Source organism: Blastococcus aurantiacus (assembly GCF_900102425.1).
Lineage (GTDB): Bacteria > Actinomycetota > Actinomycetes > Mycobacteriales > Geodermatophilaceae > Blastococcus > Blastococcus aurantiacus.
This window is the reverse complement of sequence record NZ_FNBT01000002.1, coordinates 24,215-44,532: the sequence shown is the minus strand read 5'-3', so window position 1 is coordinate 44,532 and position 20,318 is coordinate 24,215. Positions and strand designations below refer to the sequence as shown.

The window sequence follows — 20,318 nt, the reverse complement described above, 5'->3', positions numbered from 1 at the left end:
GAAAAGTCATGCTGGAAGCCTCGCGGCGCGGGGGTGCCCGGCACATCGGGGAGCGCCCTGAACGAACCCTGAACATCCCCCTACGAACACCCCGCCCCGGGCCAGGGTGCGGCCCCGGTTCAGGCGGTGCGGGCGAGGTCCGGTCGGAGCAGCCGGCGCAGCTGACGTGCGGCCGACTGTCCGGCCCGGTTGGCGCCGATGGTGCTGGCGGAGGGGCCGTACCCGACCAGGTGGAGCCGGGGCTCGCCGGCGACGTGGGTGCCGTCCATCCGGATGCCGCCGCCCGGCGCGCGCAGGTGCAGCGGAGCCAGGTGGCCGACGGCGGCACGGAAGCCGGTGGCCCAGAGGATGACGTCGGCGCGGACGACGGTGCCGTCCGCCCACTCGACGCCGTCAGGGGTGATGCGGTCGAACATCGGCCGGCGCTCCAGGACGCCGCGGTCGAGGCCGTCGCGGACGTAGGGGGTGGAGGTGAGCAGCCCGGTGACGCCGACGACGCTGCCCGGTCGACGCCCTTCGCGCACCGCCTCCTCGACCAGCGCGACGGCCGCGCGGCCGGCGTCCTCGTCGAACGGGTCGTCGCGCCAGACCGGCTCCCGCCGGGTGACCCAGGTGGTGGAGGCCACCCGGCTGATCTCCCCGAGCAGCTGGGTGGCCGAGGCTCCGCCCCCCACGACGACGACGTGCTGCCCGTGGAACTCCTCGGGGACGCGGTAGTCGACGGTGTGCAGCTGCCGCCCGCGGAAGGTCTCCTGGCCGGGGTAGCGGGGGACGAAGGGGCGGGTCCAGGTGCCGGTCGCGTTGACCACCGCGCGGGCGGTCCAGGCCCCGGCATCGGTCTCGACGCGGAAGCGGTCGTCGCCGGTGCGGCGGACGCCGGTGACCCGGACCGGCCGGATGACCGGCAGGTCGAAGTGCCGCTCGTACACCGCGTAGTAGGCGGGCACCGACTCGACGGCGGGCGCGGTGTCGTCGTCCGGGGTGAAGGGCAGGCCGGGCAGGTCGTGCACCCGGTGGGTGGTGGTCAGGGTGAGCGAGGGCCAGCGGTGCTGCCAGGCGCCGCCGGGTGCATCGTCGGCGTCCAGCACGACGAACCCGGTGTGCGGCTCGAACCCCTGGCGGAGCAGGCCGTAGGCGGTCGAGAGCCCGGCCTGCCCGGCCCCGATCACGACGACGTCGACGTCGGCGTCGCTGTCCCGGGGAGACCTCACGGCGGGTGAACGCCGGGGTCCTCCGCGGCCTTCCCCCGAGTGGGCGGGCCGCAGACGTGACCGAACCGTGAACTGTGGATCCCCGAAGAAGGCCGCCGTGCCCTTAGAGTCCCGCTCATGTGGTCCAGGTCACATCCTTCCCCGCCTGCCGAGGCCCATCGGCGACACAGCTGTCGGGTGCCCCGCGGGGGCCTCGCGGCGTACGGAGGCAGCCGGTGCTGAGCATCGACAAGCTGCACGTCACCTACGGCGGGGCCGTGCAGGCGGTCCGGGGGGTGTCGATGGAGGTGCCCGACGGCGAGGTCGTCGCCGTCCTCGGCAGCAACGGTGCCGGGAAGACGACCCTGCTGCGCGCCATCTCGGGCACCCTGCGGCTGCACCGTGGGCGGATCGACTCGGGGTCGGTCCGCTTCGGCGAGACCGAGCTGGGCTCGCGGGATCCCGCGCAGACGGTCCGCATGGGCCTGGTCCAGGTGCCCGAGGGGCGGCGGATCTTCGGCCGGCTCACGGTGGAGGAGAACCTCCGGGCCGGTGGCATGGGCAGCAGGGACAAGGCCGCGAAGGCCCGGGCCCAGGACCGCGTCTACGACCTGTTCCCGGTGCTCCGGGAGCGCAGCTCCCAGCGAGGGGCCCTGCTGTCCGGCGGGGAGCAGCAGATGCTGGCGATCGGCCGCGCCCTGATGGCCAGCCCCAAGCTGCTGCTGCTCGACGAGCCGTCGCTGGGCCTGGCGCCGCGCATCATCGGCCAGATCGGCGAGGTCATCGCCGAGATCAACCGGCAGGGGACGTCGGTGCTGCTGGTGGAGCAGAACGCGACCATGGCCCTCGGCGTCGCGCATCTGGCCTACGTGCTCGACGTCGGCGAGGTGTCGCTGTCGGGTGACGCACGCGAGCTCGCCCGCACCGATGAGGTGCAGCGGCTCTACCTGGGGCACGACGCCGACGGCGCCGACGGCGCACCGCGCCGGCGGGCGACGTCGGGCCGCAAGCTCTCGCGGTGGACGCAGTGAGCGCCCCCGGACCGGACACCGACGTCCGGTCGGACATCCCCCCGGTCCTCGTGGAGAACGTCAGCGTGAGGTTCGGGGCGATCAAGGCCCTGTCCGAGGTGTCCTTCACCGTGGAGCCCGGCACCATCCACGCGATCATCGGCCCCAACGGCGCGGGCAAGTCGACGATGTTCAACGTCCTGTCCGGCGTCTACCGCGCCGCCGAGGGGCAGGTCCGGTTCGGCGAGCACCGGCTCGACCAGATGCGGCCGTACAAGATCGCCGGCGTCGGTGTCGCCCGCGCGTTCCAGAACATCGCGCTGTCGGCCGGCCAGACCGTCGCCGAGAACCTGATGCTCGGGCGTCACCACCTGACGAGAGCGGGGTTCATCGCGGCGGGGCTGAGGCTGCCGCGGGCCACCAAGGAGGGGAAGCTCCACGGCGCCCGGGTCGCGGAGATCGCGGAGTTCCTGGAGCTCGGCGACAAGCTGCACACGCCCGTCGGGGTGCTGTCCTACGGCGATCAGAAGCGGGTGGAGGTCGCGCGGGCGCTGTGCACGGAGCCGCGGCTGCTGCTGCTGGACGAGCCGGTGGCCGGCATGAACGCCGAGGAGACCCACCGCATGGCGGAGGCGATCCTGGAGATCCGCGCCGGGCTCGGCATCTCCGTCGTCCTGGTCGAGCACGACATGGGAATGGTCATGTCGCTGGCCGACCGCGTGACCGTCCTGGACTTCGGCCGGCGCATCGCCGACGGCACTCCGGCCGAGGTGCAGCGGGACCCCGAGGTCATCCGGGCCTACCTCGGCTCCGGTGACGAGATCGACCCGTCGGAGGCGGCCGAGGCGGCCGCGGCCGGCGCCTCCTCCTCCGAGACCCCAGGGATGCCGTCGTGACCCAGTTCCTGTCGCTCCTGCTGAACGGCATCTCGCTCGGCGCGATGTACGCCCTCATAGCGCTGGGCTTCGTGATCATCTTCAAGGCGAGCGAGGTGGTCAGCTTCACGCACGGTTCCCTGCTGCTGCTGGGCGCCTACTCCATCGCCCGGTTGTCCGAGCCCCTGGGCTTCCTGCTGGCTGCCCTGGTGGGGATCGCGATCACCGCGGTCGCGGCGTTCGTCATCGAACGCGTGATCATCAACCGGCTCCGGGGGGCGGCGGTGATCAGTCTGGCCATCGTCACCATCGGCGTGGACATCATCCTGCTCACGGAGCTGATCCGGCGGATCGGTTCGGACATCCTCAACGTCCCCCACCCGTGGGCCGGAGGGTCGGTCCGCGTCGGTGACGTCGGGATCTCCGAGAACCGCCTCATCGCGATCGCCGTCGCCGCCGTCCTGATCGGGCTGTTCTTCGCCGCCTTCAAGTACTCCAACTGGGGCATCGCGATGCGCGCCTCGGCCGAGGACGGCGAGACCGCGGCGCTGATGGGCATCAAGCAGGGGCGGGTGTCCGCACTGGCCTGGGTGGTCGCGGGCGTGCTCGCCGCGGTCGCCGCCCTGTTCCTCGTCGGCTCGCCCACCCCGGGGGTCAGCCCGAGCACCTACGCCGTGGCGCTGCGGGCCTTCCCGGCCGCGATCCTCGGCGGCCTGGACTCCACGGGAGGAGCGCTCGTGGGCGGCCTGCTGATCGGCATCGCCGAGGCGATGGCGGCCGGCTACCAGGACCAGCTGCTCTTCCTGGGCCGCGGGTTCAGTGCCGTCGTCCCCTTCATCGTGATGATCGCGGTCCTGATGTTCCGCCCGTCGGGCCTGTTCGGGACCAAGGAGCTGACCCGTGTCTGAGTCGACCCTCACCGAGGCTCCCGGGGCCCATCCCTCGGGGGTCGGTCGCCCCGCGCCGGCTGGTCGTGGCCGGTCCTGGCTACGCCCGCTGCTGCTGGTCCTCGCGCTGGTGGTGATGCTCGCGCTGCCGCTCTACGTGGAGGAGTTCTGGCTGCGCACGGGATTCGCCGCCGCCGGCGCGATCGTGGGCGCGATCGGCCTGAACCTGCTCGTGGGAACCAGCGGCCAGCTCTCCCTCGCCCACGCCTTCTTCCTGGCCGTGGGGGCGGTCAGCTACGTCTACGTCTCCGGAGAGCCGGGCGGCCTCGGTGTCGCCGAGCTCGGCGGCCTGGGCCTCCCACCGATCATCGGCATGATCGTCGGTGTCCTCCTCGCCGGCCTCGCGGGACTCCTCTTCAGCCCGCTGGCGGCGCGGCTGCGCGGCATCTACCTCGGGGTGGCGTCGCTGGCGCTGGTCTTCATCGGCATCCACGTGCTCAACAGCTGGACCGAGGTGACCGGCGGCTTCAACGGGCGGTCGGCACCGGAGTTCTCGCTGTTCGGCTTCACCTTCGGCAACCGCGATCCGGAGCTGTACGTGCTCGCGGTGCCGTTCCGCGAGGCCGAGCGGCTCTGGTACCTCGGGCTCGTCCTCGCGCTCGCCGCCTACCTCTTCGCCCGCAACATCCTGCGCAGCCGCCCGGGCCGGGCACTGCAGACGCTCCGGGACAGCGAGGTCGCGGCGTCGGTCATGGGCGTCAACGTCCAGGGCTACAAGGCCCGCATCTTCCTCGTCAGCTCGATGTACGCCGGGCTGGCCGGGGTCATGTACGCGCTGTCGATCGGCAGCATCGCCCCGGAGTCGTTCGGCCTCGAGCTCTCCATCCTCTACCTCGCCATGATCGTCCTCGGTGGCCTGGGCTCGGTGAACGGAGCCGTGCTGGGGGCGATCTTCGTCAGTGCGCTGCCACTGATCTTCCAGCGCTACGCCGACCTGATCCCCTTCGTGGGCGGCGGCGGACTGGCGGCCGGTGAGGCGGCCCGGTTCCTGTTCGGCGCGGCCATCGTCCTGGTGATCCTCTTCGAGCCCGCCGGCCTGGCCGGTATCGCCAACCGCATCGCCGGCCGGTCCCGCCGCCCGGGCGGACGGGTCACCGAGCACCCACCCGACACACCCAGCCGTTCCAGCGAACCCAGTCCGTCCGACCCGCCAGCCCAAGGGAGCACCACGTGAGACTCAGCAAGCGTTCGACCGGCGCCACGATGCTGGCCGCCGGCCTCGTCCTGGCCGCCACCGGCTGCAGCACCAAGGCTCCGGAGTCCGGCGGCGGGGGAGGCGGCGGGGGAGGCGGCGCCGACGTGCAGACCGACATCGGCGTCGAGGGCCAGACCATCCGGCTCGGCGTCCTCACCGACCTCACCGGTGTCTTCGCCGCGCTGGGCAAGGACATCACCCAGGCCAACGAGCTGTTCTGGGAGGACAACCAGGTCTGCGACACCTACGACGTCGAGCTCGACGTGCAGGACACCGGCTACGTGCCCCAGCAGGGGGTGCAGCTGTACAGCGGGATGAAGGACAGCATCCTGGCGATGCAGCAGACGATCGGCTCGCCGATCAACACCGCACTCGCGCCCGAGTACGAGTCCGACCAGATCGTCAACTTCCCGTCGGCCTGGTCCAAGACGCTCACCGAGATCCCCGGGACCGGTGTCGTCGGTGCGACGTACGACGTGGAGATCGCCAACGGGTACGACTACCTCTTCGAGGAGGGTCTCCTCGCCGAGGGCGACACGGTCGGCCACATCTACTTCGAGGGCGAGTACGGCGCCAACGGCCTGGCCGGCACGAAGGCCGTCGCCGAGGAGATGGGCCTCGAGGTGATCGAGGCGCAGATCAAGGCGACGGACCAGGACATGAGCGCGCAGGTCACCCAGTTCGCGGCGGCCGGCGTCGACCTCATCGCGCTCACCGTCGCCCCCGGGCAGACGGCGTCGGTGGCCACCGTGGCCGAGGCGCAGGGCCTGGACGTGCCGATCCTCGGCAGCAACCCGGTCTTCGCGCCCGGCCTGCTGCAGGGACCGGCGGCCGACTGGCTGAAGACGCACCTCTACGTGGCCTCGCCGGTGTCGTCTTTCGACGCGCACCCGGAGCTCCTCGAGCAGTACAAGGAGGCCTACCCGGAGGCCACGGTCAGCCTGGGCGTGGTCGTGGGCTTCGGCATGAGCGAGATGATGAAGCAGGTGCTCGACGCGGCCTGCGAGAACGGCGACCTCACCCGTGAAGGCGTGCTCAACGCCTTCAGCGAGCTGGAGGAGGTCGAGACCGGTGGTCTCGTCGTCCCGATCCAGGGCTTCGAGGTCGGCAAGTCCCCGAGCCTGCAGAGCTTCGTGCTCCAGCCGGCGGATGTCGAGGGCGGCGCGAAGGTCCTGGCCGACGCGTTCGAGGGCCAGTTCGCGGAGCAGATCGCCGGCTGATCCCCGGCAGGCACGACGGCGGCGCCTTCTCCTCGCGGAGGGGGCGCCGCCGTCGTCCGCTGCTACAGCCGGCCGGCGCGGGCGACCGGCAGCAGGCGCAGCGCGAGCGCTCCGCTCAGCGCGGCGGCCACCGCCAGGGGCACGGGCGCGGACGACGCCCGCGCGGCCACGGCCATCGCGAAGGGGGCGGCGAAGCCGAGGTAGGCGCAGGCCAGGAACAGCGAGGTCAGCGCGCCCAGCCGTGCCGGTGCGGCCAGTCGGGCGGTGAGCGTCAGCCCGGCGGCGAGGCAGAGGCCACCGCCCGCGCCCAGCAGCGGTGCGGCGAGCGCGAGCCAGGCGACGGCCTCCGTCGTCGCGAAGACGACGGCGGCCCCGAAGCCGAGCGCCCCCAGGCCGGCGCCGGCGACGGCGGTCCACGCCAGGAACCGCCGCTGCAGACCGGCCACGAGCGTGCCGGCGCCGAGGGTGACGCCGGCGAGGACGCCGGTCACCGCCACCCCGCCGTACGGCAGGTCCACCAGCAGCGGCACCGCGCTGATGATGGTGGAGGGGAAGGCGTAGACGCAGACGGCGACCGGCGCGAGGACGGTGAGCACCAGGAGCCCGTCGCCCGGACGGATCAGGGGTGCGCCAGGCCGCGGCTCGGTGCCGTGGGGGTCGGGGCGGGACAGGTCGACGGTCTCGGGCAGCCGGAGGGCGAGGACCAGACCGACGCCGACCAGGACGACGTGGACCAGGTAGGGCAGCACCGTGGGCGCCGGCCCGTACTGGCCGAGCAGCCCGCTGGTGAGCGGGCCGAGCGAGAACCCCGCCGTCATGGCGAACGCCGCGCGCCGACCGCCGGCGCCGTCCCCGGAGGCGCTGGACAGCTCGCCCAGCCAGGCGCTGCCGACGCTGAACACCATGCCGCTGACGACGCCCTGGGCGAAGCGGGCGAGGAACAGCAGGGCCAGGGCGTCACCCGCGGCGGCGAAGGCCAGGGATGCGAGGGCTGCGAGCACCATCCCGGGGAGCGCGACCCGCCGGCGGCCGATGCGGTCCGACAGCGGGCCGGCGACGAGCAGCGCGGGCACGAGGCCGGCCGCGTAGACGCCGAAGAGGGTGGTGAGCACCTCGGGGGAGAGGCCCAGTCGCTCCTGGTAGACGAGCAGCAGCGGCGTCGGGACGTTCGTGCCCGCGGCCACTGCGAACAGGGCGAACGCCGCCCGCTTCCACGCCACCGGGGCGACCCTACGGACGGCGGCGCCGGCGCGGTCGTCGACCGCGCGCGATCCCGGGATCACCGCTCGGCGCGCGCGCTGGGCCGCCGACCAGCACGATCGGTGCCACGCGTGCGGGATCACGAGGGCAGGTGGTTCGGGTGAATCTGGAGAAGGTGGTCTTCGGCTTCTTCGTCATGCTGGCCGCGACGCTGAACTTCGGCTTCTTCATCGGCGACATCGACGACCCCGCTCTGCACAACCCCTACGAGCTGTTCGCGGCGGTGGTGGTCAACCTGATCGCGACGGTGCTCAAGTTCGGTGACCGCACGCAGATCGGCGCCGTCCACCTGGCCACGAGCCTGGTCGCCGATCTCCAGCTGATCGGCGCCGCCCTGCTGTTCGGCTACGCCACGTACGTGTCGACCGCGGGCATGAACGAGTCGTGGACGGCGAGCGTGGTCTCCCTGTCGGGAGGCGCGCTGCTGGCCAACATCGTCTCGGTCGTGCTGCTCGTCGTGGAGACGGTCTCCTTCCACCGCGGGTGATCGGAGGCGGTCGTGGGCAATCCGCTGCTCACCTTCTGGCGGCACCTGTTCGACGGCGACGACGAGCATCACCACCGCCGGGCCGCGCTGCGGGTCGCTGCCGCCTCCGCGTCGCAGGCGTCGGCCACGATCTTCCTGATCCTGCGGCGCATGCGGACGCCGCTGATCGTCCTGATCGTCATCTTCGCGGTGAGCGTGCTCGGCCTGACCCTCATCCCCGGTCAGGACCTCGACGGCCAGCCGTCGCGCATGGGCTTCTTCGACGCCTTCTACTTCATGAGCTACACCGCGTCGACGATCGGATTCGGGGAGCTCCCGTACCCGTTCACGTACAGCCAGCGGATGTGGGTCACGATCTCGATCTACCTGACGGTGATCGGCTGGGCCTACGCGATCGGCTCGCTGCTGGCACTCCTGCAGGACCGCGCCTTCCGGTCGGCGCTGGCGCTGCAGCACTTCAGCAGGAAGGTGTCCCGGCTGCGCGAACCATTCGTGCTCATCGCCGGCTACGGGCGGACCGGGGAGCTGTTGGGCCACTCCCTCGACGGCCTGGGGCGGCGATTCGTCGTCCTGGACAAGGACGGCGAACGGATCGACGGCCTCGAGCTGGACTCGTACCGCGGCGACGTCCCCGGGTTGGCCGCCGATGCGCGGGACCCGGGACACCTCGCCGTCGCCGGGCTCGACCATCCGTCGTGCGAGGCGGTCGTCGCGCTGACCGACGACGAGGAGGCCAACCTCGTGGTCGTGATGTCGGCCGCGCTGCTGCGCCCCGAGCTCCCGGTCATCGCCCGGGTCACGTCACGCGCGCTCGCCGAGCGGATGCAGGCATTCGGCAGCCCCAACCTGGTCAACCCGTTCGACCGGTTCGGGGACCATCTCCGGCTGGCGCTGCGGGCTCCTGCGTCCTACCAGCTCCTCATGTGGCTCCAGAGCGGGCCCGGCAGCGAGCTGACCGATCGCGCCGCACCCCCGCGGGCGGGCCGCTGGATCATCTGCGGGTACGGCCGGTTGGGGCGCGAGCTGGCCGCCGACCTGCGTGCCGAGGGCCTCGAGGTGACGGTCATCGACGATCACCCGGAGGACGTCGACGACCCCGGGTTGCTGGTGGGCGACGGGTCCGACCCGTGGATCCTGGCGCAGGCGGACCTCGACCGTGCCGTCGGCCTCGTCGCCGGCACGAACAACGACACGACCAACCTGTCGCTGGTCGCGGCGGCCCGCCGGAGCAAGCCGTCGCTGTTCCTCGTGGCTCGGCAGAACCGGCCGGCGAGCGCACCACTGTTCGCCGCGATGGACATCGATGCCCTGCTCGTGCCCAGCGAGGTGGTCGCCCACGAGGTCTACGCGCAGTTGTCCACCCCGTTGCTGTGGCGGTTCCTGCGGGAGATGCCCGGGCTCGGTGACGCGTGGGCGGCCGCGGTGATCGACTCCCTCACCCGCGTCTGCGGCACCCGCCTCCAGGCGCTCTGGAAGGTGCGGCTGACCGGCCAGGAGGCGCCGGCGCTCGCCGGATGGCTCGCGTCCGCATCGGCCCGCCTCGGGGACCTGCTGCGCAATCCGGAGAACCGGGAGGAGCGCCTCCACGCGGTGGCGCTGCTGGTGCTGCGGGGCAGTGGGACCACGCTCGCGCCCGACGAGGACTTCGTCCTGAAGGCCGGGGACGAACTGCTGCTGGCCGGCCGGCCCGGGGCGCGGCGTGCCCTCGACACCACGCTCTTCGTCCCGTCGGTCCTGGAGTACGTCGTCCACGGCCACCGGGTGCCGTCGAGCTGGATCTGGCGGAAGCTCAGCCGGACCCCGGTCGCCGACGCCCCCAGCCGGCGGTGAACGACGGAGCGGCCCGGTCCACGAGGACCGGGCCGCTCCGGGTGGTGCGCCATCAGGGACTCGAACCCCGAACCCGCTGATTAAGAGTCAGCTGCTCTGCCAATTGAGCTAATGGCGCGAGTCACCCGGCGGGCCGGGCAACGAGGGAGAACGATACCAGCGCCCGTTCCTCCTGGTGCGGGGGTGGCGGGGAGTCCCTCACCACACCCCGCCGTCGCCGAATCGGGACGTGCGTTGCCGCACGTCGCGGCGCAGGTGGCCCTCCGGCGTGGACACTGGTGTCCCGGCGTCCTCCGAGCGGTGCCGGCGGGGGAGAGGAGTCGCGAGGTGCGGCGAGCAGCGGCGGTCCTGGCACTGGGAACCCTGGTGTTCCTGGCAGGGTGCAGTGGGGACGACGGCGAAGGGTCGGGCAGCTCCGCCGCCGCGGTCCCTCCGGCGAAGGTCACCGTCGCGCCGTCCGAGGGCGCGGTCGACGTCGGGCCCCTCACCCCGCTGGAGATCTCCGTCGTGAACGGCGAGCTCGCCGAGGTGACCCTCGTGGACGGCACCGGCGCGCCCGTCGAGGGCGAGATCGCCCCGGCGGAGGGCGACGCCGGCACCGAGGTCTGGATCCCGGAGACGCCTCTGGCCTACGCCACCAGCTACACGCTCACCGCCACGGCGACCAACGACGCCGACAACGAGACAGAGGTGACCTCCACCTTCACGACGGTGACCCCGGCCGCGGTGTCCACGCCCTCGGTCGGCCCGCTGGGCGGCCAGACCGTCGGCGTCGGCATGCCGATCCGCGTCTACTTCGACGACCCGGTCGCCGACAAGGCCGCCGTCGAGCGCAACCTCGTGGTCACCAGCTCCACCCCGACCGACGGCGTGTGGAGCTGGGTGGACGACGACGAGGTGCACTTCCGGCCTTCGGAGTACTGGCCCGCCAACATCGATGTGCGCCTGGACGCGAACCTCTACGGCGTGGACTTCGGAGAGGGCGTCTGGGGGGAGAAGGACCGCACCGTCGAGTTCTCCATCGGCGACAAGCACGTCTCCATCGCCGACGCCTCCACCTACACGATGGATGTCTACGACGGCGACCGGCTGGTGCAGAGCTTCCCGATGAGCGCCGGCAGCCCGGACAACCCGAGCTACAACGGCGCGCACGTGGTCACCGAGATGAACCGCAACCGAGTCATGGACTCCAGCACCTACGGGGTGCCCGTCGACGCGCCGGGCGGCTACCGCACGCCGGTCGAGTACGCCGTCCGCATCTCCGACAGCGGCGAGTTCGTGCACGCCGCCCCCTGGTCGGTGGCGCAGCAGGGCAACACCAACGTCTCCCACGGCTGCATCAACCTCTCGACCGAGCGGGCCGCCTGGTTCTTCGACTTCTCCGTGCCGGGCGACGTCGTCGAGGTCCGTGGCTCCATGGCGGGCACGCTGTCGTCCGACATCGACGACTGGACGGTCCCGTGGGACGAGTGGCAGGCCGGCAGCGCCCTGAAGTGACCGCGGTGATCATCAAGCGCCGCGCGGGCGTTTCCTGCCGCTGACCCGAGGGCACCCTCCCTGTCTACCGAGGGAGGCACCATGGACACCTGGCTCGTCGTCCTGCTCGTCGTCGTGGCCGTGGTTCTGCTCGCGCTGCTCGTCCTGGCGCTGAGCAAGCGCTCGCGCATCTCCCGCGCCCGCAAGCGCGAGCAGGCTCGCGAGAACCTGCAGGAGGCCCAGATCCGCGGGGCCCGCGCCGAGAAGGAACAGGCGCTGGCCGAGGAGCAGGCCGCCGCGGCGCGCCGCGACCTGGCCGAGGCGCAGGAGCGCGCCGCGCTCGCCGAGAAGGAGGCCCGGGAGCGGTCCGCCCGCGCCGACGAGGACCGCACGGCCGCCGATCAGCTCCGCGCCCGGGCCCAGAAGGCCGCCCCCGATCTGGTGCACGGGAACGGCACGACCACCGACCACACCGGCCGGCACGCCGCCCAGGCCGACGCCGCGCCGGACCGGACCCAGACCCTGCCGACCGACCCGGGGACGGGCGGCGCCACCCGCCGCTGAGTTCCGCACCTCCCGGCGGTCTCTCCTCCCGAGACCATCCACCCGGGAGGGGCGTCATGACCGTTCTGCTGGCGATCGGCACACGCAAGGGGCTGTGGCTGGCCCGCAGCGACGACGACCGGCGCACCTGGACCGTGGGGGAACCGCACCTGCTGGCCCAGGAGGTGGCCGCGGTGTGCGTCGACACGCGGCGTCCGCGACCGCGGGTCCTCGCCGGCATCCAGTACGGGCACTGGGGCCCGTCGGTGGTCCGGTCCGACGACCTGGGCGCCTCCTGGCAGGAGACCGACGATGGCGCCGTCCGCTTTCCCGAGGACACCGGGGCCGCGCTGGCCCGGGTCTGGCAGTTGCGCCCCGACTCGGCCGGGCGCCCCGACGTCGTGTGGGCCGGCTGCGAGCCGCACTCGCTGTGGCGCAGCACCGACGGCGGCTGCAGCTTCTCCCTGGTCCGCGGTCTGTGGGACCACCCGCACCGGCCCACCTGGGAGCCCGGCGCCGGTGGCGGAGCCGTGCACACGATCCTCCCGGACCCGGCGTCCGACCGGGTCACGGTGGCGATGAGCACCGGCGGCGTCTACGTCAGCGACGACGGCGCCACCGGCTGGGCGCCCCGCAACCGCGGCATCAGCGCCGTCTTCCTCCCCGAACCGCCGGAGTACGGCCAGTGCGTGCACAAGGTCGCCGTCGACGCAGGGGACCCGGCGCGGATGTACGCCCAGAACCACTTCGGGGTGTTCCGCACCGACGATGGCGGCGACTCCTGGACGTCGATCGCCGAGGGGCTGCCCGCCGACTTCGGTTTCCCCATCGCCGCCTCGCCGTCGACCCCCGGTACGGCGTGGGTCGTGCCCCTGGTGGCCGACGTGCAGCGTGTACCGCCGGACGGGCGGCTGCGCGTGCACCGCACCCGCGACGCCGGCGGGACCTGGGCCGAGGTGGGCGACGGCCTGCCCGACGCCGCGTGGACCACCGTGCTGCGGGACGCCTTCTGCGTGGACGACGCCGACCCGACCGGTCTCTACCTCGGCACCCGCGACGGCTGCGTCTACGCCAGCGCGGACGAGGGGGACACCTTCACGCTCGTCGCCGACCATCTCCCCGACGTCCTCGCGGTGCGGGCCGTCCGGCTGCCGTGACCGTCCAGGTGGTGCTCCCGGGGGCGCTCGCCGACCTGGCCGGCGGCACCAGGCACCTCGACGTCGACCCGGCAGGGGACACGCTCGCCGACCTGCTGGACGCGCTCGCCGCCCGGCACCCGACGCTGGGCAGGCGGATCCGCGACGAGACGGGGCGGGTGCGCCGGTTCGTGGACGTCTACGTCGACGGCGAGGACGTGCGCTGGCAGGGCGGGCTGGACACGGCGGTGACGGACGGCGCCGTCGTGCAGGTGCTGCCGTCGGTCGCCGGCGGGTGACGGCGAATCAGAGGGCGGGGGTCAGAGGGCGGCCAGCTCGGCGCAGGAGGCGCAGAGCTGCTGGTCGTCGTAGCCCTCCGGGGGCCACGGCTGCTGCTCGTCGAGGGAGACGTAGGCGCCGCAGAGCGCCTTCCGGCTCTGTCCGCTGACCCGGCCGATGGTGGCGTGGGCCGGGCCGATCTGGCGCGGCTGGAGACCGCCCACGCCGAAGGAGCCGACCATCACGACCGCGTGTGCTGTGCCGTACGCGTAGACGCTGGTCATGGAGCCAGGGTCCGAGCCGCGGCGCCTCCGGACCAGCACCGCCGGGTGCGTGTTCGGCGCACCCGTCACTCCCACCCCGTCCGTCGCGCACGCGGGCGGGAACCGGGCTAGGGGGCGCCGAGGGCCGCCGTCAGCGCCGCGCGGACCGCGGCGGTCTCGTCCTCGCCCGCGGGCAGCTGCGGCAGCCGCATCGCCGGCCCGGGGATGCGGCCGGTGAGGGCGAGCGCGAGCTTCGACCGGAGCGCGCCGTTGCCCGAGCCGACGATCAGGTCGATCACGGGCAGCACCGACCGGAACACCTCGCGGGCCTTCTCCGGCTCGCCCGCCTCGGCCAGCGCGATGACGTGCGCGAGCTGCTCGCCGACCAGGTGCCCGGCCATGCTCACCACCCCCACCGCGCCGACCGACAGGAACGGCAGCAGCAGGCCGTCGTCGCCGCAGTACCAGGCCAGCCCCGTCTCGTGGATCAGCCGGAACGCGGCGGCCGGGTCCTCGGTCGCGTCCTTCACCGCGGTGATGCGCGGGTGCTCGGCGAGCCGGCGCAGCGAGTCCGCGTTCAACCGGAGCCCCGTGCGGGCGGGGACGTCGTAGAGCATCACCGGCAGGTCACCGGCGTCGGCGACGGCGGTCAGGTGCGCGACCACCCCGTCCTGCGACGGCCGGGAGTAGTAGGGCGTCACCGCGAGCAGCCCGTCGGCGCCGGCCTCGGCCGCGTGCCGCGCCATCGCGACCGCGTGCCGCGTGTCGTTGGAGCCGGCGCCGGCGAGGACGAGGGCGCGCCCACCCAGGGCCCGGACCACGGCGCGCACCAGGTCGGCCTTCTCGCGGTCCGACGTCGTCGGCGCCTCGCCGGTGGTGCCGTTGAGCACGAGGCCGTCGTGCCCGGCTTCGACCAGGTCGACGGCGAGGCGCTCGGCGGCGTCCAGGTCGAGGGCGCCGTCGTCGGTCATCGGCGTGACCATGGCCGTCAGCAGCGCACCGAAGGGCCGTTCCGGGGAAGGGGCGGGCATGGTCGGGCAATGTAGCTGCCCGTTATGTTCCTGGGGCCTCCGCCCCGGAGGCGATCGCCCGACCCGGAGGTGGCCGTGCAGTCCGCGCTCTACGAAGCCGAGCACGAGGCGTTCCGCGCCATGCTGCGCGAGTTCCTGGCCAAGGAGGTCGTTCCGCACCACGCGACGTGGGAGGAGGCCGGGGTCGTCGACCGGTCCGTCTGGCTCAAGGCGGGCGAGCAGGGGCTGCTCGGCATGGACGTGCCCGAGGAGTACGGCGGGGGCGGGGTCACGGATTTCCGCTACAACGCGATCCTCACCGCCGAGATCAGCCGGGTCGGGGCCAGCGGTCTGGGCTTCACGCTGCAGAACGACGTCGTCGCGCCCTACCTGACCGGCCTCACCACCGAGGAGCAGAAGCAGCGCTGGCTGCCCGGCGTCGTCAGCGGCGCGATCATCACCGCGATCGCCATGACCGAGCCGGGTGCCGGCTCCGACCTCCAGGGCCTCACGACCTCGGCCCGCCGGGACGGCGACGAGTGGGTGCTGAACGGGTCCAAGACCTTCATCACCAACGGCATCAACGCCGACCTGGTGATCGTCGTCGCCCGCACCGACCCCGAGGCCGGCGCCCGTGGCTTCTCGCTGCTCGTCGTCGAGCGCGGCATGCCCGGCTTCGAGCGCGGGCGCAACCTGGACAAGGTCGGCCTCAAGGCCCAGGACACCGCCGAGCTCTTCTTCGAGGACGTGCGCGTGCCGGCGGCCAACCTGCTCGGCACCGAGGGGCACGGCTTCTTCCACCTCATGGAGAACCTGCCCCAGGAGCGGCTGTCCATCGCGGCGGGCGCCGTCGCCTCGGCCCGCAACGTGCTGGACCTGACCGTCGAGTACTGCAAGGAGCGCACCGCGTTCGGCAAGCCGATCGGGAAGTTCCAGAACACCCGGTTCGAGCTCGCCGAGATGCACACCGAGGTCTCCGTCGCCGAGACCTTCCTGGAGAAGGCGATCCTCGAGCACAACGCCCGGCGGTTCACCGCCGAGGACGCCGCCATGGCGAAGTGGTGGACGACGGAGCTGCAGAAGCGCGTCGTCGACCGGTGCCTGCAGCTGCACGGCGGCTACGGCTACATGCTCGAGTACCCGGTCGCCAAGGCGTTCGTCGACTCGCGCATCCAGACCATCTACGGCGGGACGACCGAGATCATGAAGGAGATCATCGGCCGCTCGCTCGGTGTCTGAGCAGCCCGTGACCGGTTCCCGCTCCGCCCGCTCGTCGCACCGTCCCGGAGGCCCGCAGTGAGCACCCCCGACCAGCCGACCGTCCTGACCGAGCACCTCGGCCACGTCTCGCTCATCACCATCAACCGGCCGGGGGCGCGCAACGCCCTCGACCTCGACGTCGCCACCCGGCTCGCCGACGCGTTCGACGCCGCCGAGGCCGACCCGGAGATCCGCTGCGTCGTGCTCACCGGCGCCGGGGACCAGGCGTTCTCCGCCGGGGCCGACCTGAAGGCGTTGGCCCGAGGCGAGCGGGCGATCGTGCCGGGCCGCGAGCACTACGGCTTCGCCGGCTTCGTGCGCCACCCCATGAGCACGCCGGTGATCGCCGCGGTGAACGGTGCGGCGCTGGGCGGCGGCACGGAGCTGGCGCTCGCCGCCGACCTCGTCGTCGCTGCGGAGCACGCCACCTTCGGGGTGCCGGAGGTCAAGCGCGGACTGCTCGCCGCCGCCGGCGGGGTGTTCCGGCTCCCCGAGCAGCTGCCGCGCAAGGTGGCGATGCGGCTCGTGCTCACGGGGGAGCCGATGAGCGCGGAGGAGGCGCTGCGCTGGGGCCTGGTGAACGAGGTCGTCCCGGCCGCCGACGTGGTGCCGACGGCGATGCGCCTGGCCGAGGTCATCGCCTCGAACGCCCCGCTCGCGGTGCAGGCCAGCAAGCGGCTGGCGCTCGGCATCGTCGACGGCGACCGGCCCGCGGAGACCGCCGTGTGGGACCGCTCCGGCGAGGAGATGAGCCGCCTGTTCGCGTCGGCGGACGCGGCCGAGGGCATGAAGGCGTTCGCCGAGAAGCGGCCTCCGCGGTGGACGGCCCGCTGACCCGCTGAGAGCCGTCGCGGCGGCGCGTTCGCGGCGCGCGGGTGAGCCGGCTCCGTCGGGGGCAGGTATGCAGGTCATGAGCACCTCTGCGCCGCGCCTCCCCGACGCCCTGCAGGCGCTCCGCGACCTCCTGGCCGAGGTCCCCCTGTACCTGGACGTGCCCGGCCGCGACGAGGCGAGCCGCTCGGCCCGCGCCGTCGTCGACCAGGTCGACGACTACCTGCTGCCCCGGCTGCGCGACCTCGACGCCCCGCTGCTGGCCGTCGTCGGCGGGTCCACCGGTGCCGGTAAGTCCACGCTGGTCAACAGCCTCCTCGGCACGCCGGTCACCACCGCCGGTGTGCTGCGCCCGACGACGCGCGCACCGGTGCTGGTCTGCGCGCCGGCCGACCGTGCCGCCTTCGCCGGCGACCGGGTGCTCCCGGGCCTGGCCCGCAGCACCGGCGAGGGCGAGGTCACCGGTGGGCTCCGGCTGGTGGTCAGCGACGCGCTCCCGCCGGGGCTCGCGGTGCTGGACGCCCCGGACGTGGACTCGGTGGTGGAGACCAACCGCGAGCTGGCCGGCCAGCTGCTGGCGGCCGCCGACCTGTGGGTGTTCGTGACCACGGCCGCCCGCTACGCCGACGCCGTCCCGTGGGAGCTGTTGCGCACTGCCCAGGAGCGGGGCACCGCGCTGGCCGTGGTGCTCGACCGCGTGCCGCCCGAAGCGTCGGGCGAGATCGCGGCGGACCTCGGCGGGATGCTCCGCACCGCCGGGCTGTCCGCCGCGCGGCTGTTCGTCATCGAGGAGCGCCCGCTCAGCGGCGGCTTCCTGCCCGAGGACCAGGTCGAACCGCTGCGCTCCTGGCTGCACTCGCTGGCCGCGGACCAGGAGCAGCGCGCCGCCGTCGTCCGCCAGACCCTGGCCGGGGCGCTGGAGAGCCTGGGCGGTCGAGTCGACCTGGTCGCCGAGGGCGTGGCGCGGCAGGCCGCTGCCGCCGAGGCGCTCCGCGATGCCGCCGAGGCCGCCTACGCGCGGGCGTGCACCGCGGTGTCCGAGGGCGTCGCCAGCGGGGCGCTGCTGCGCGGCGAGGTGCTCGCCCGCTGGCAGGAGTTCGTCGGCACGGGGGAGTGGATGCGCGCCCTGCAGGGCCAGGTCGGCCGGCTGCGCGACCGGATCACCGCATCGCTCACCGGGCGTCCCTCGGCCGGTGCCGGGCTGCAGCAGGCCCTCGAGTCGGGGGTGGAGGTGCTCCTGCGCGACGCAGCGGAGGAGGCCGCCGAGCGGACGGTCAACGCCTGGCGGGGGACGCCGGGTGGACCGAGTCTGCTGGCCGCCGGTCCTCCGGACCTCGAGACGGCCTCGCCGGACTACGCGGCGGCGGCCTCGGCCCAGGTGCGCGACTGGCAGGGCACCGTGCTCGACCTCGTGCGCAACGAGGGTGCGGACAAGCGCACCCGCGCGCGGGCCTACTCGTGGGGGGTCAACGGGGTGGGCGCCGTGGTCATGGTCGCCGTCTTCGCCTCCACCGGTGGGCTCACCGGTGGAGAGGTGGCGGTCGCCGGTGGGACGACGGCGGTCGGCCAGCGGGTGCTGGAGGCGGTGTTCGGCGACTCCGCGGTGCGGGCGCTGGCCACCCGGGCCCGGGAGGATCTGGAGCAGCGGGCGAACAGCTTGCTCACCGACGAGCGCGCGCGTTTCGACGAACTGGTCGACCGGAGCGCACCGCCGCCCGACGCCGTCGCGGAGCTGCGTGCGGCCGCCGCCGAGCTCTCCGCGGCGCGGCAGGCGCAGCGATGAGGCGCAGGGACCGCGACGCCCTTCCGCTGACCGACCGGCTCGCCGCGTTGCGCGAGGCGGTCGAGGTGGCCGAGGGGCGGCTGGACGTTCCCGACGTCGCCCGCGCCCGCACGCTCCTGGCCAAGGCCAGGGCGCGCGAGGCCCTCGGCGACGCCACCGTCGTCGCCCTGGCCGGCGCCACCGGCAGCGGCAAGTCCACCTTGTTCAACGCGCTCTCCGGCGCCGAGGTGAGCACCCCGGGCGTGCGGCGGCCGACGACCGGCGTGGCGCACGCGTCGGTCTGGGGCGAGGCCGGCGCGGACCGCCTGCTCGACTGGCTGGAGGTGCCGCGTCGGCACCGGGTGGCCGATGCCGAACCGGCGCTGGACGGCCTGGTGCTGCTCGACCTGCCCGACCACGACAGCGTCCGGCTGGAGCACCGGCTGGAGGTCGACCGGCTGGTGGAGCTGGTCGACGTGCTGGTCTGGGTGCTCGACCCCCAGAAGTACGCGGACGCCGCGGTGCACGGCCGCTACCTGGCGCCGATGGCCGGTCACGCCGGGGTGCTGGTCGTGGTGCTCAACCAGATCGACCGGCTCGACGAGCAGGCGGCGGCCGCCTGCCTGGCCGACCTGCGCCGGCTCCTGGACGGCGAGGGGCTCGCGGGCACGCCGATCGTCGCCACGTCGGCGCGCACGGGCGCGGGCCTGATGGAGCTGCGCGGCGAGCTGGGGCGGCGGGTCAGCGCCCGCAGGGCGGCGACCGAACGGCTGACCGCCGACGTCCGGGCCACCGCCGAGGCGCTCTCCGCGCACTGCCCGGACGGTGACCCGGGTGCCGGGTCCGCGCGCGCGGCCGAGGCGGAGCTGACCGGGGCGCTGGCCGGCGCGGCCGGTGTACCGGTGGTGACGGCGGCGGTGGAGCGCTCCGCCGTCCGGGAGGGAACGGCGCGCACCGGGTGGCCGCTGCTGCGCTGGGTGCGGAAGCTGCGCCCGGACCCCCTGGAGCGCCTGCACCTGGGTGACGAGCGGGCGCGGTCGTCGCTGCCGACCGCCGGGGCGGTGCAGCAGGCGGGGATGACCGCCGCGCTCCGGCAGGTCCGCACCGCGGCGGGCGAGGGGCTGCCCCAGGGGTGGCGGGACGAGCTGCGGCGGACCGCCGACGAGGCGGGCAGCGGGCTGGCCGACGAGCTCGACCGCGCCGTCACCGGTGCCGACCTCGGGCCGACACGGGTGCCGCTGTGGCAGCGGGCGGTCGGCGGGCTGCAGTGGGCGCTGCTGGCCTGCGCTCTCGTCGGAGCGCTGTGGCTGCTCGGCCTCGTCGTCCTGGGCTGGCTGCAGTTGGACGACGTCCTGCCGCTGCCGGAGGTCGAGGGCATCCCCCTGCCGACCCTGCTGCTGGTGCTCGGGCTGCTCGCCGGCGCGCTGCTGGCGGTGCTGGCCCGGCCCTTCGTCCGCGCTGGTGCCCGCCGGCGACGACGCCGGGCGGAGCAGCGGCTCACCGCGCGCGTCGCGGAGGTGGCGCGCTCGTCGGTGCTCGCGCCGCTGGAGGGGACCGTCGAGGACGCGCGCGTCTTCTGCGCCGCCGTCCGTCGCGCCGGCAGCTGACGGCCCACCTCACCGAGCGGCGAGCGCGGGGGAATCCGCCTTCCGGCGGCACCGGAAGGGCGCACAACCCTGCGCTCGCGCCTGCGTGCGCCTCCGCGGACCGGGTGGGCTTGTTGCAAGCGCCTTGCAATAAGGTC

At 73.7% G+C, this 20,318-nt stretch carries 19 protein-coding genes and 1 tRNA gene; 15 read left to right on the top strand and 5 right to left on the bottom strand.

The window, feature by feature from the left end:
- Positions 1-119 precede the first annotated feature (119 nt).
- The gene (locus BLS70_RS03600) at positions 120-1,211 is read right to left on the bottom strand and encodes an NAD(P)-binding domain-containing protein (protein WP_091764311.1); all 1,092 of its coding nucleotides are present in this window, start codon (positions 1,209-1,211) and stop codon (positions 120-122) included.
- A gap of 215 nt (positions 1,212-1,426) precedes the next feature.
- Between BLS70_RS03600 and BLS70_RS03595 the strand changes: the two genes are divergently transcribed.
- The 5 genes from BLS70_RS03595 to BLS70_RS03575 are packed head-to-tail and all read left to right on the top strand — an operon-like array spanning position 1,427 to position 6,437.
- Entirely contained in the window at positions 1,427-2,221 is a 795-nt protein-coding gene (locus BLS70_RS03595) for an ABC transporter ATP-binding protein (RefSeq protein ID WP_091764310.1), read from the top strand.
- Entirely contained in the window at positions 2,209-3,096 is an 888-nt protein-coding gene (locus tag BLS70_RS03590; protein ID WP_255362217.1) for an ABC transporter ATP-binding protein, read from the top strand. Before BLS70_RS03595 ends, BLS70_RS03590 begins: the two co-directional genes overlap by 13 nt.
- A complete protein-coding gene (locus BLS70_RS03585; protein WP_091764308.1) occupies positions 3,093-3,983 on the top strand; it encodes a branched-chain amino acid ABC transporter permease in 891 nt (296 codons plus the stop codon). Before BLS70_RS03590 ends, BLS70_RS03585 begins: the two co-directional genes overlap by 4 nt.
- Positions 3,976-5,196, top strand: coding sequence for a branched-chain amino acid ABC transporter permease (locus BLS70_RS03580; protein ID WP_091764307.1), 1,221 nt, complete (start codon positions 3,976-3,978; stop codon positions 5,194-5,196). The genes BLS70_RS03585 and BLS70_RS03580 overlap by 8 nt, the downstream gene beginning before the upstream one ends.
- Positions 5,193-6,437, top strand: a complete 1,245-nt coding sequence (locus BLS70_RS03575; protein WP_091764306.1) for an ABC transporter substrate-binding protein — start codon at positions 5,193-5,195, stop codon at positions 6,435-6,437. The genes BLS70_RS03580 and BLS70_RS03575 overlap by 4 nt, the downstream gene beginning before the upstream one ends.
- Positions 6,438-6,499: 62 nt before the next feature.
- On the opposite strand, the gene BLS70_RS03570 is transcribed toward BLS70_RS03575, so the two are convergent.
- Positions 6,500-7,657 carry an MFS transporter gene (locus BLS70_RS03570; protein ID WP_091764809.1) on the bottom strand — a complete coding sequence of 386 codons (1,158 nt, stop codon included), beginning with the start codon at positions 7,655-7,657 and terminating at the stop codon, positions 6,500-6,502.
- Between the two features lie 140 nt (positions 7,658-7,797).
- On the opposite strand from BLS70_RS03570, the gene BLS70_RS03565 reads away from it, so the two are divergent.
- Together BLS70_RS03565 and BLS70_RS03560 are read left to right on the top strand one after the other, a co-directional pair.
- Complete coding sequence (locus tag BLS70_RS03565; RefSeq protein WP_091764305.1) at positions 7,798-8,184, top strand: DUF6394 family protein; 387 nt, start codon at positions 7,798-7,800, stop codon at positions 8,182-8,184.
- Positions 8,185-8,196: 12 nt separating this feature from the next.
- Entirely contained in the window at positions 8,197-10,014 is a 1,818-nt protein-coding gene (locus BLS70_RS03560) for a potassium channel family protein (RefSeq protein WP_218122268.1), read from the top strand.
- Between the two features lie 42 nt (positions 10,015-10,056).
- On the opposite strand, the gene BLS70_RS03555 is transcribed toward BLS70_RS03560, so the two are convergent.
- Positions 10,057-10,132: transfer RNA gene (locus BLS70_RS03555), tRNA-Lys, on the bottom strand.
- Positions 10,133-10,341: 209 nt separating this feature from the next.
- On the opposite strand from BLS70_RS03555, the gene BLS70_RS03550 reads away from it, so the two are divergent.
- The 4 genes from BLS70_RS03550 to BLS70_RS03535 all read left to right on the top strand — a co-directional run bounded on the left by BLS70_RS03550 (position 10,342) and on the right by BLS70_RS03535 (position 13,468).
- Complete coding sequence (locus tag BLS70_RS03550; RefSeq protein WP_255362216.1) at positions 10,342-11,511, top strand: L,D-transpeptidase; 1,170 nt, start codon at positions 10,342-10,344, stop codon at positions 11,509-11,511.
- An 81-nt stretch (positions 11,512-11,592) separates the two neighbouring features.
- The gene (locus BLS70_RS03545) at positions 11,593-12,054 is read left to right on the top strand and encodes a hypothetical protein (protein WP_091764303.1); all 462 of its coding nucleotides are present in this window, start codon (positions 11,593-11,595) and stop codon (positions 12,052-12,054) included.
- Between the two features lie 56 nt (positions 12,055-12,110).
- On the top strand, positions 12,111-13,190 hold the full coding sequence (locus BLS70_RS03540) for a sialidase family protein (RefSeq protein WP_091764302.1): 1,080 nt from the start codon (positions 12,111-12,113) through the stop codon (positions 13,188-13,190).
- Complete coding sequence (locus tag BLS70_RS03535) at positions 13,187-13,468, top strand: ubiquitin-like small modifier protein 1 (RefSeq protein WP_091764301.1); 282 nt, start codon at positions 13,187-13,189, stop codon at positions 13,466-13,468. The genes BLS70_RS03540 and BLS70_RS03535 overlap by 4 nt, the downstream gene beginning before the upstream one ends.
- Before the next feature lie 21 nt (positions 13,469-13,489).
- Here the strand turns inward: BLS70_RS03535 and BLS70_RS03530 are convergent, their stop codons facing one another.
- Positions 13,490-13,732, bottom strand: coding sequence for a hypothetical protein (locus tag BLS70_RS03530; RefSeq protein WP_091764807.1), 243 nt, complete (start codon positions 13,730-13,732; stop codon positions 13,490-13,492).
- 107 nt (positions 13,733-13,839) lie between these two features.
- Positions 13,840-14,742, bottom strand: coding sequence for a 4-hydroxy-tetrahydrodipicolinate synthase (gene dapA / locus BLS70_RS03525; protein ID WP_091764300.1), 903 nt, complete (start codon positions 14,740-14,742; stop codon positions 13,840-13,842).
- Between the two features lie 75 nt (positions 14,743-14,817).
- On the opposite strand from dapA, the gene BLS70_RS03520 reads away from it, so the two are divergent.
- The 4 genes from BLS70_RS03520 (at position 14,818) to BLS70_RS03505 (ending at position 20,181) form a co-directional block, all read left to right on the top strand.
- The gene (locus BLS70_RS03520; RefSeq protein WP_091764806.1) at positions 14,818-15,960 is read left to right on the top strand and encodes an acyl-CoA dehydrogenase family protein; all 1,143 of its coding nucleotides are present in this window, start codon (positions 14,818-14,820) and stop codon (positions 15,958-15,960) included.
- A 57-nt stretch (positions 15,961-16,017) separates the two neighbouring features.
- Positions 16,018-16,815 carry a crotonase/enoyl-CoA hydratase family protein gene (locus tag BLS70_RS03515; protein WP_091764299.1) on the top strand — a complete coding sequence of 266 codons (798 nt, stop codon included), beginning with the start codon at positions 16,018-16,020 and terminating at the stop codon, positions 16,813-16,815.
- Between the two features lie 76 nt (positions 16,816-16,891).
- A complete protein-coding gene (locus tag BLS70_RS03510) occupies positions 16,892-18,595 on the top strand; it encodes a GTPase family protein (protein ID WP_091764298.1) in 1,704 nt (567 codons plus the stop codon).
- The gene (locus tag BLS70_RS03505) at positions 18,592-20,181 is read left to right on the top strand and encodes a GTPase (RefSeq protein ID WP_091764297.1); all 1,590 of its coding nucleotides are present in this window, start codon (positions 18,592-18,594) and stop codon (positions 20,179-20,181) included. The genes BLS70_RS03510 and BLS70_RS03505 overlap by 4 nt, the downstream gene beginning before the upstream one ends.
- Positions 20,182-20,318 lie beyond the last annotated feature (137 nt).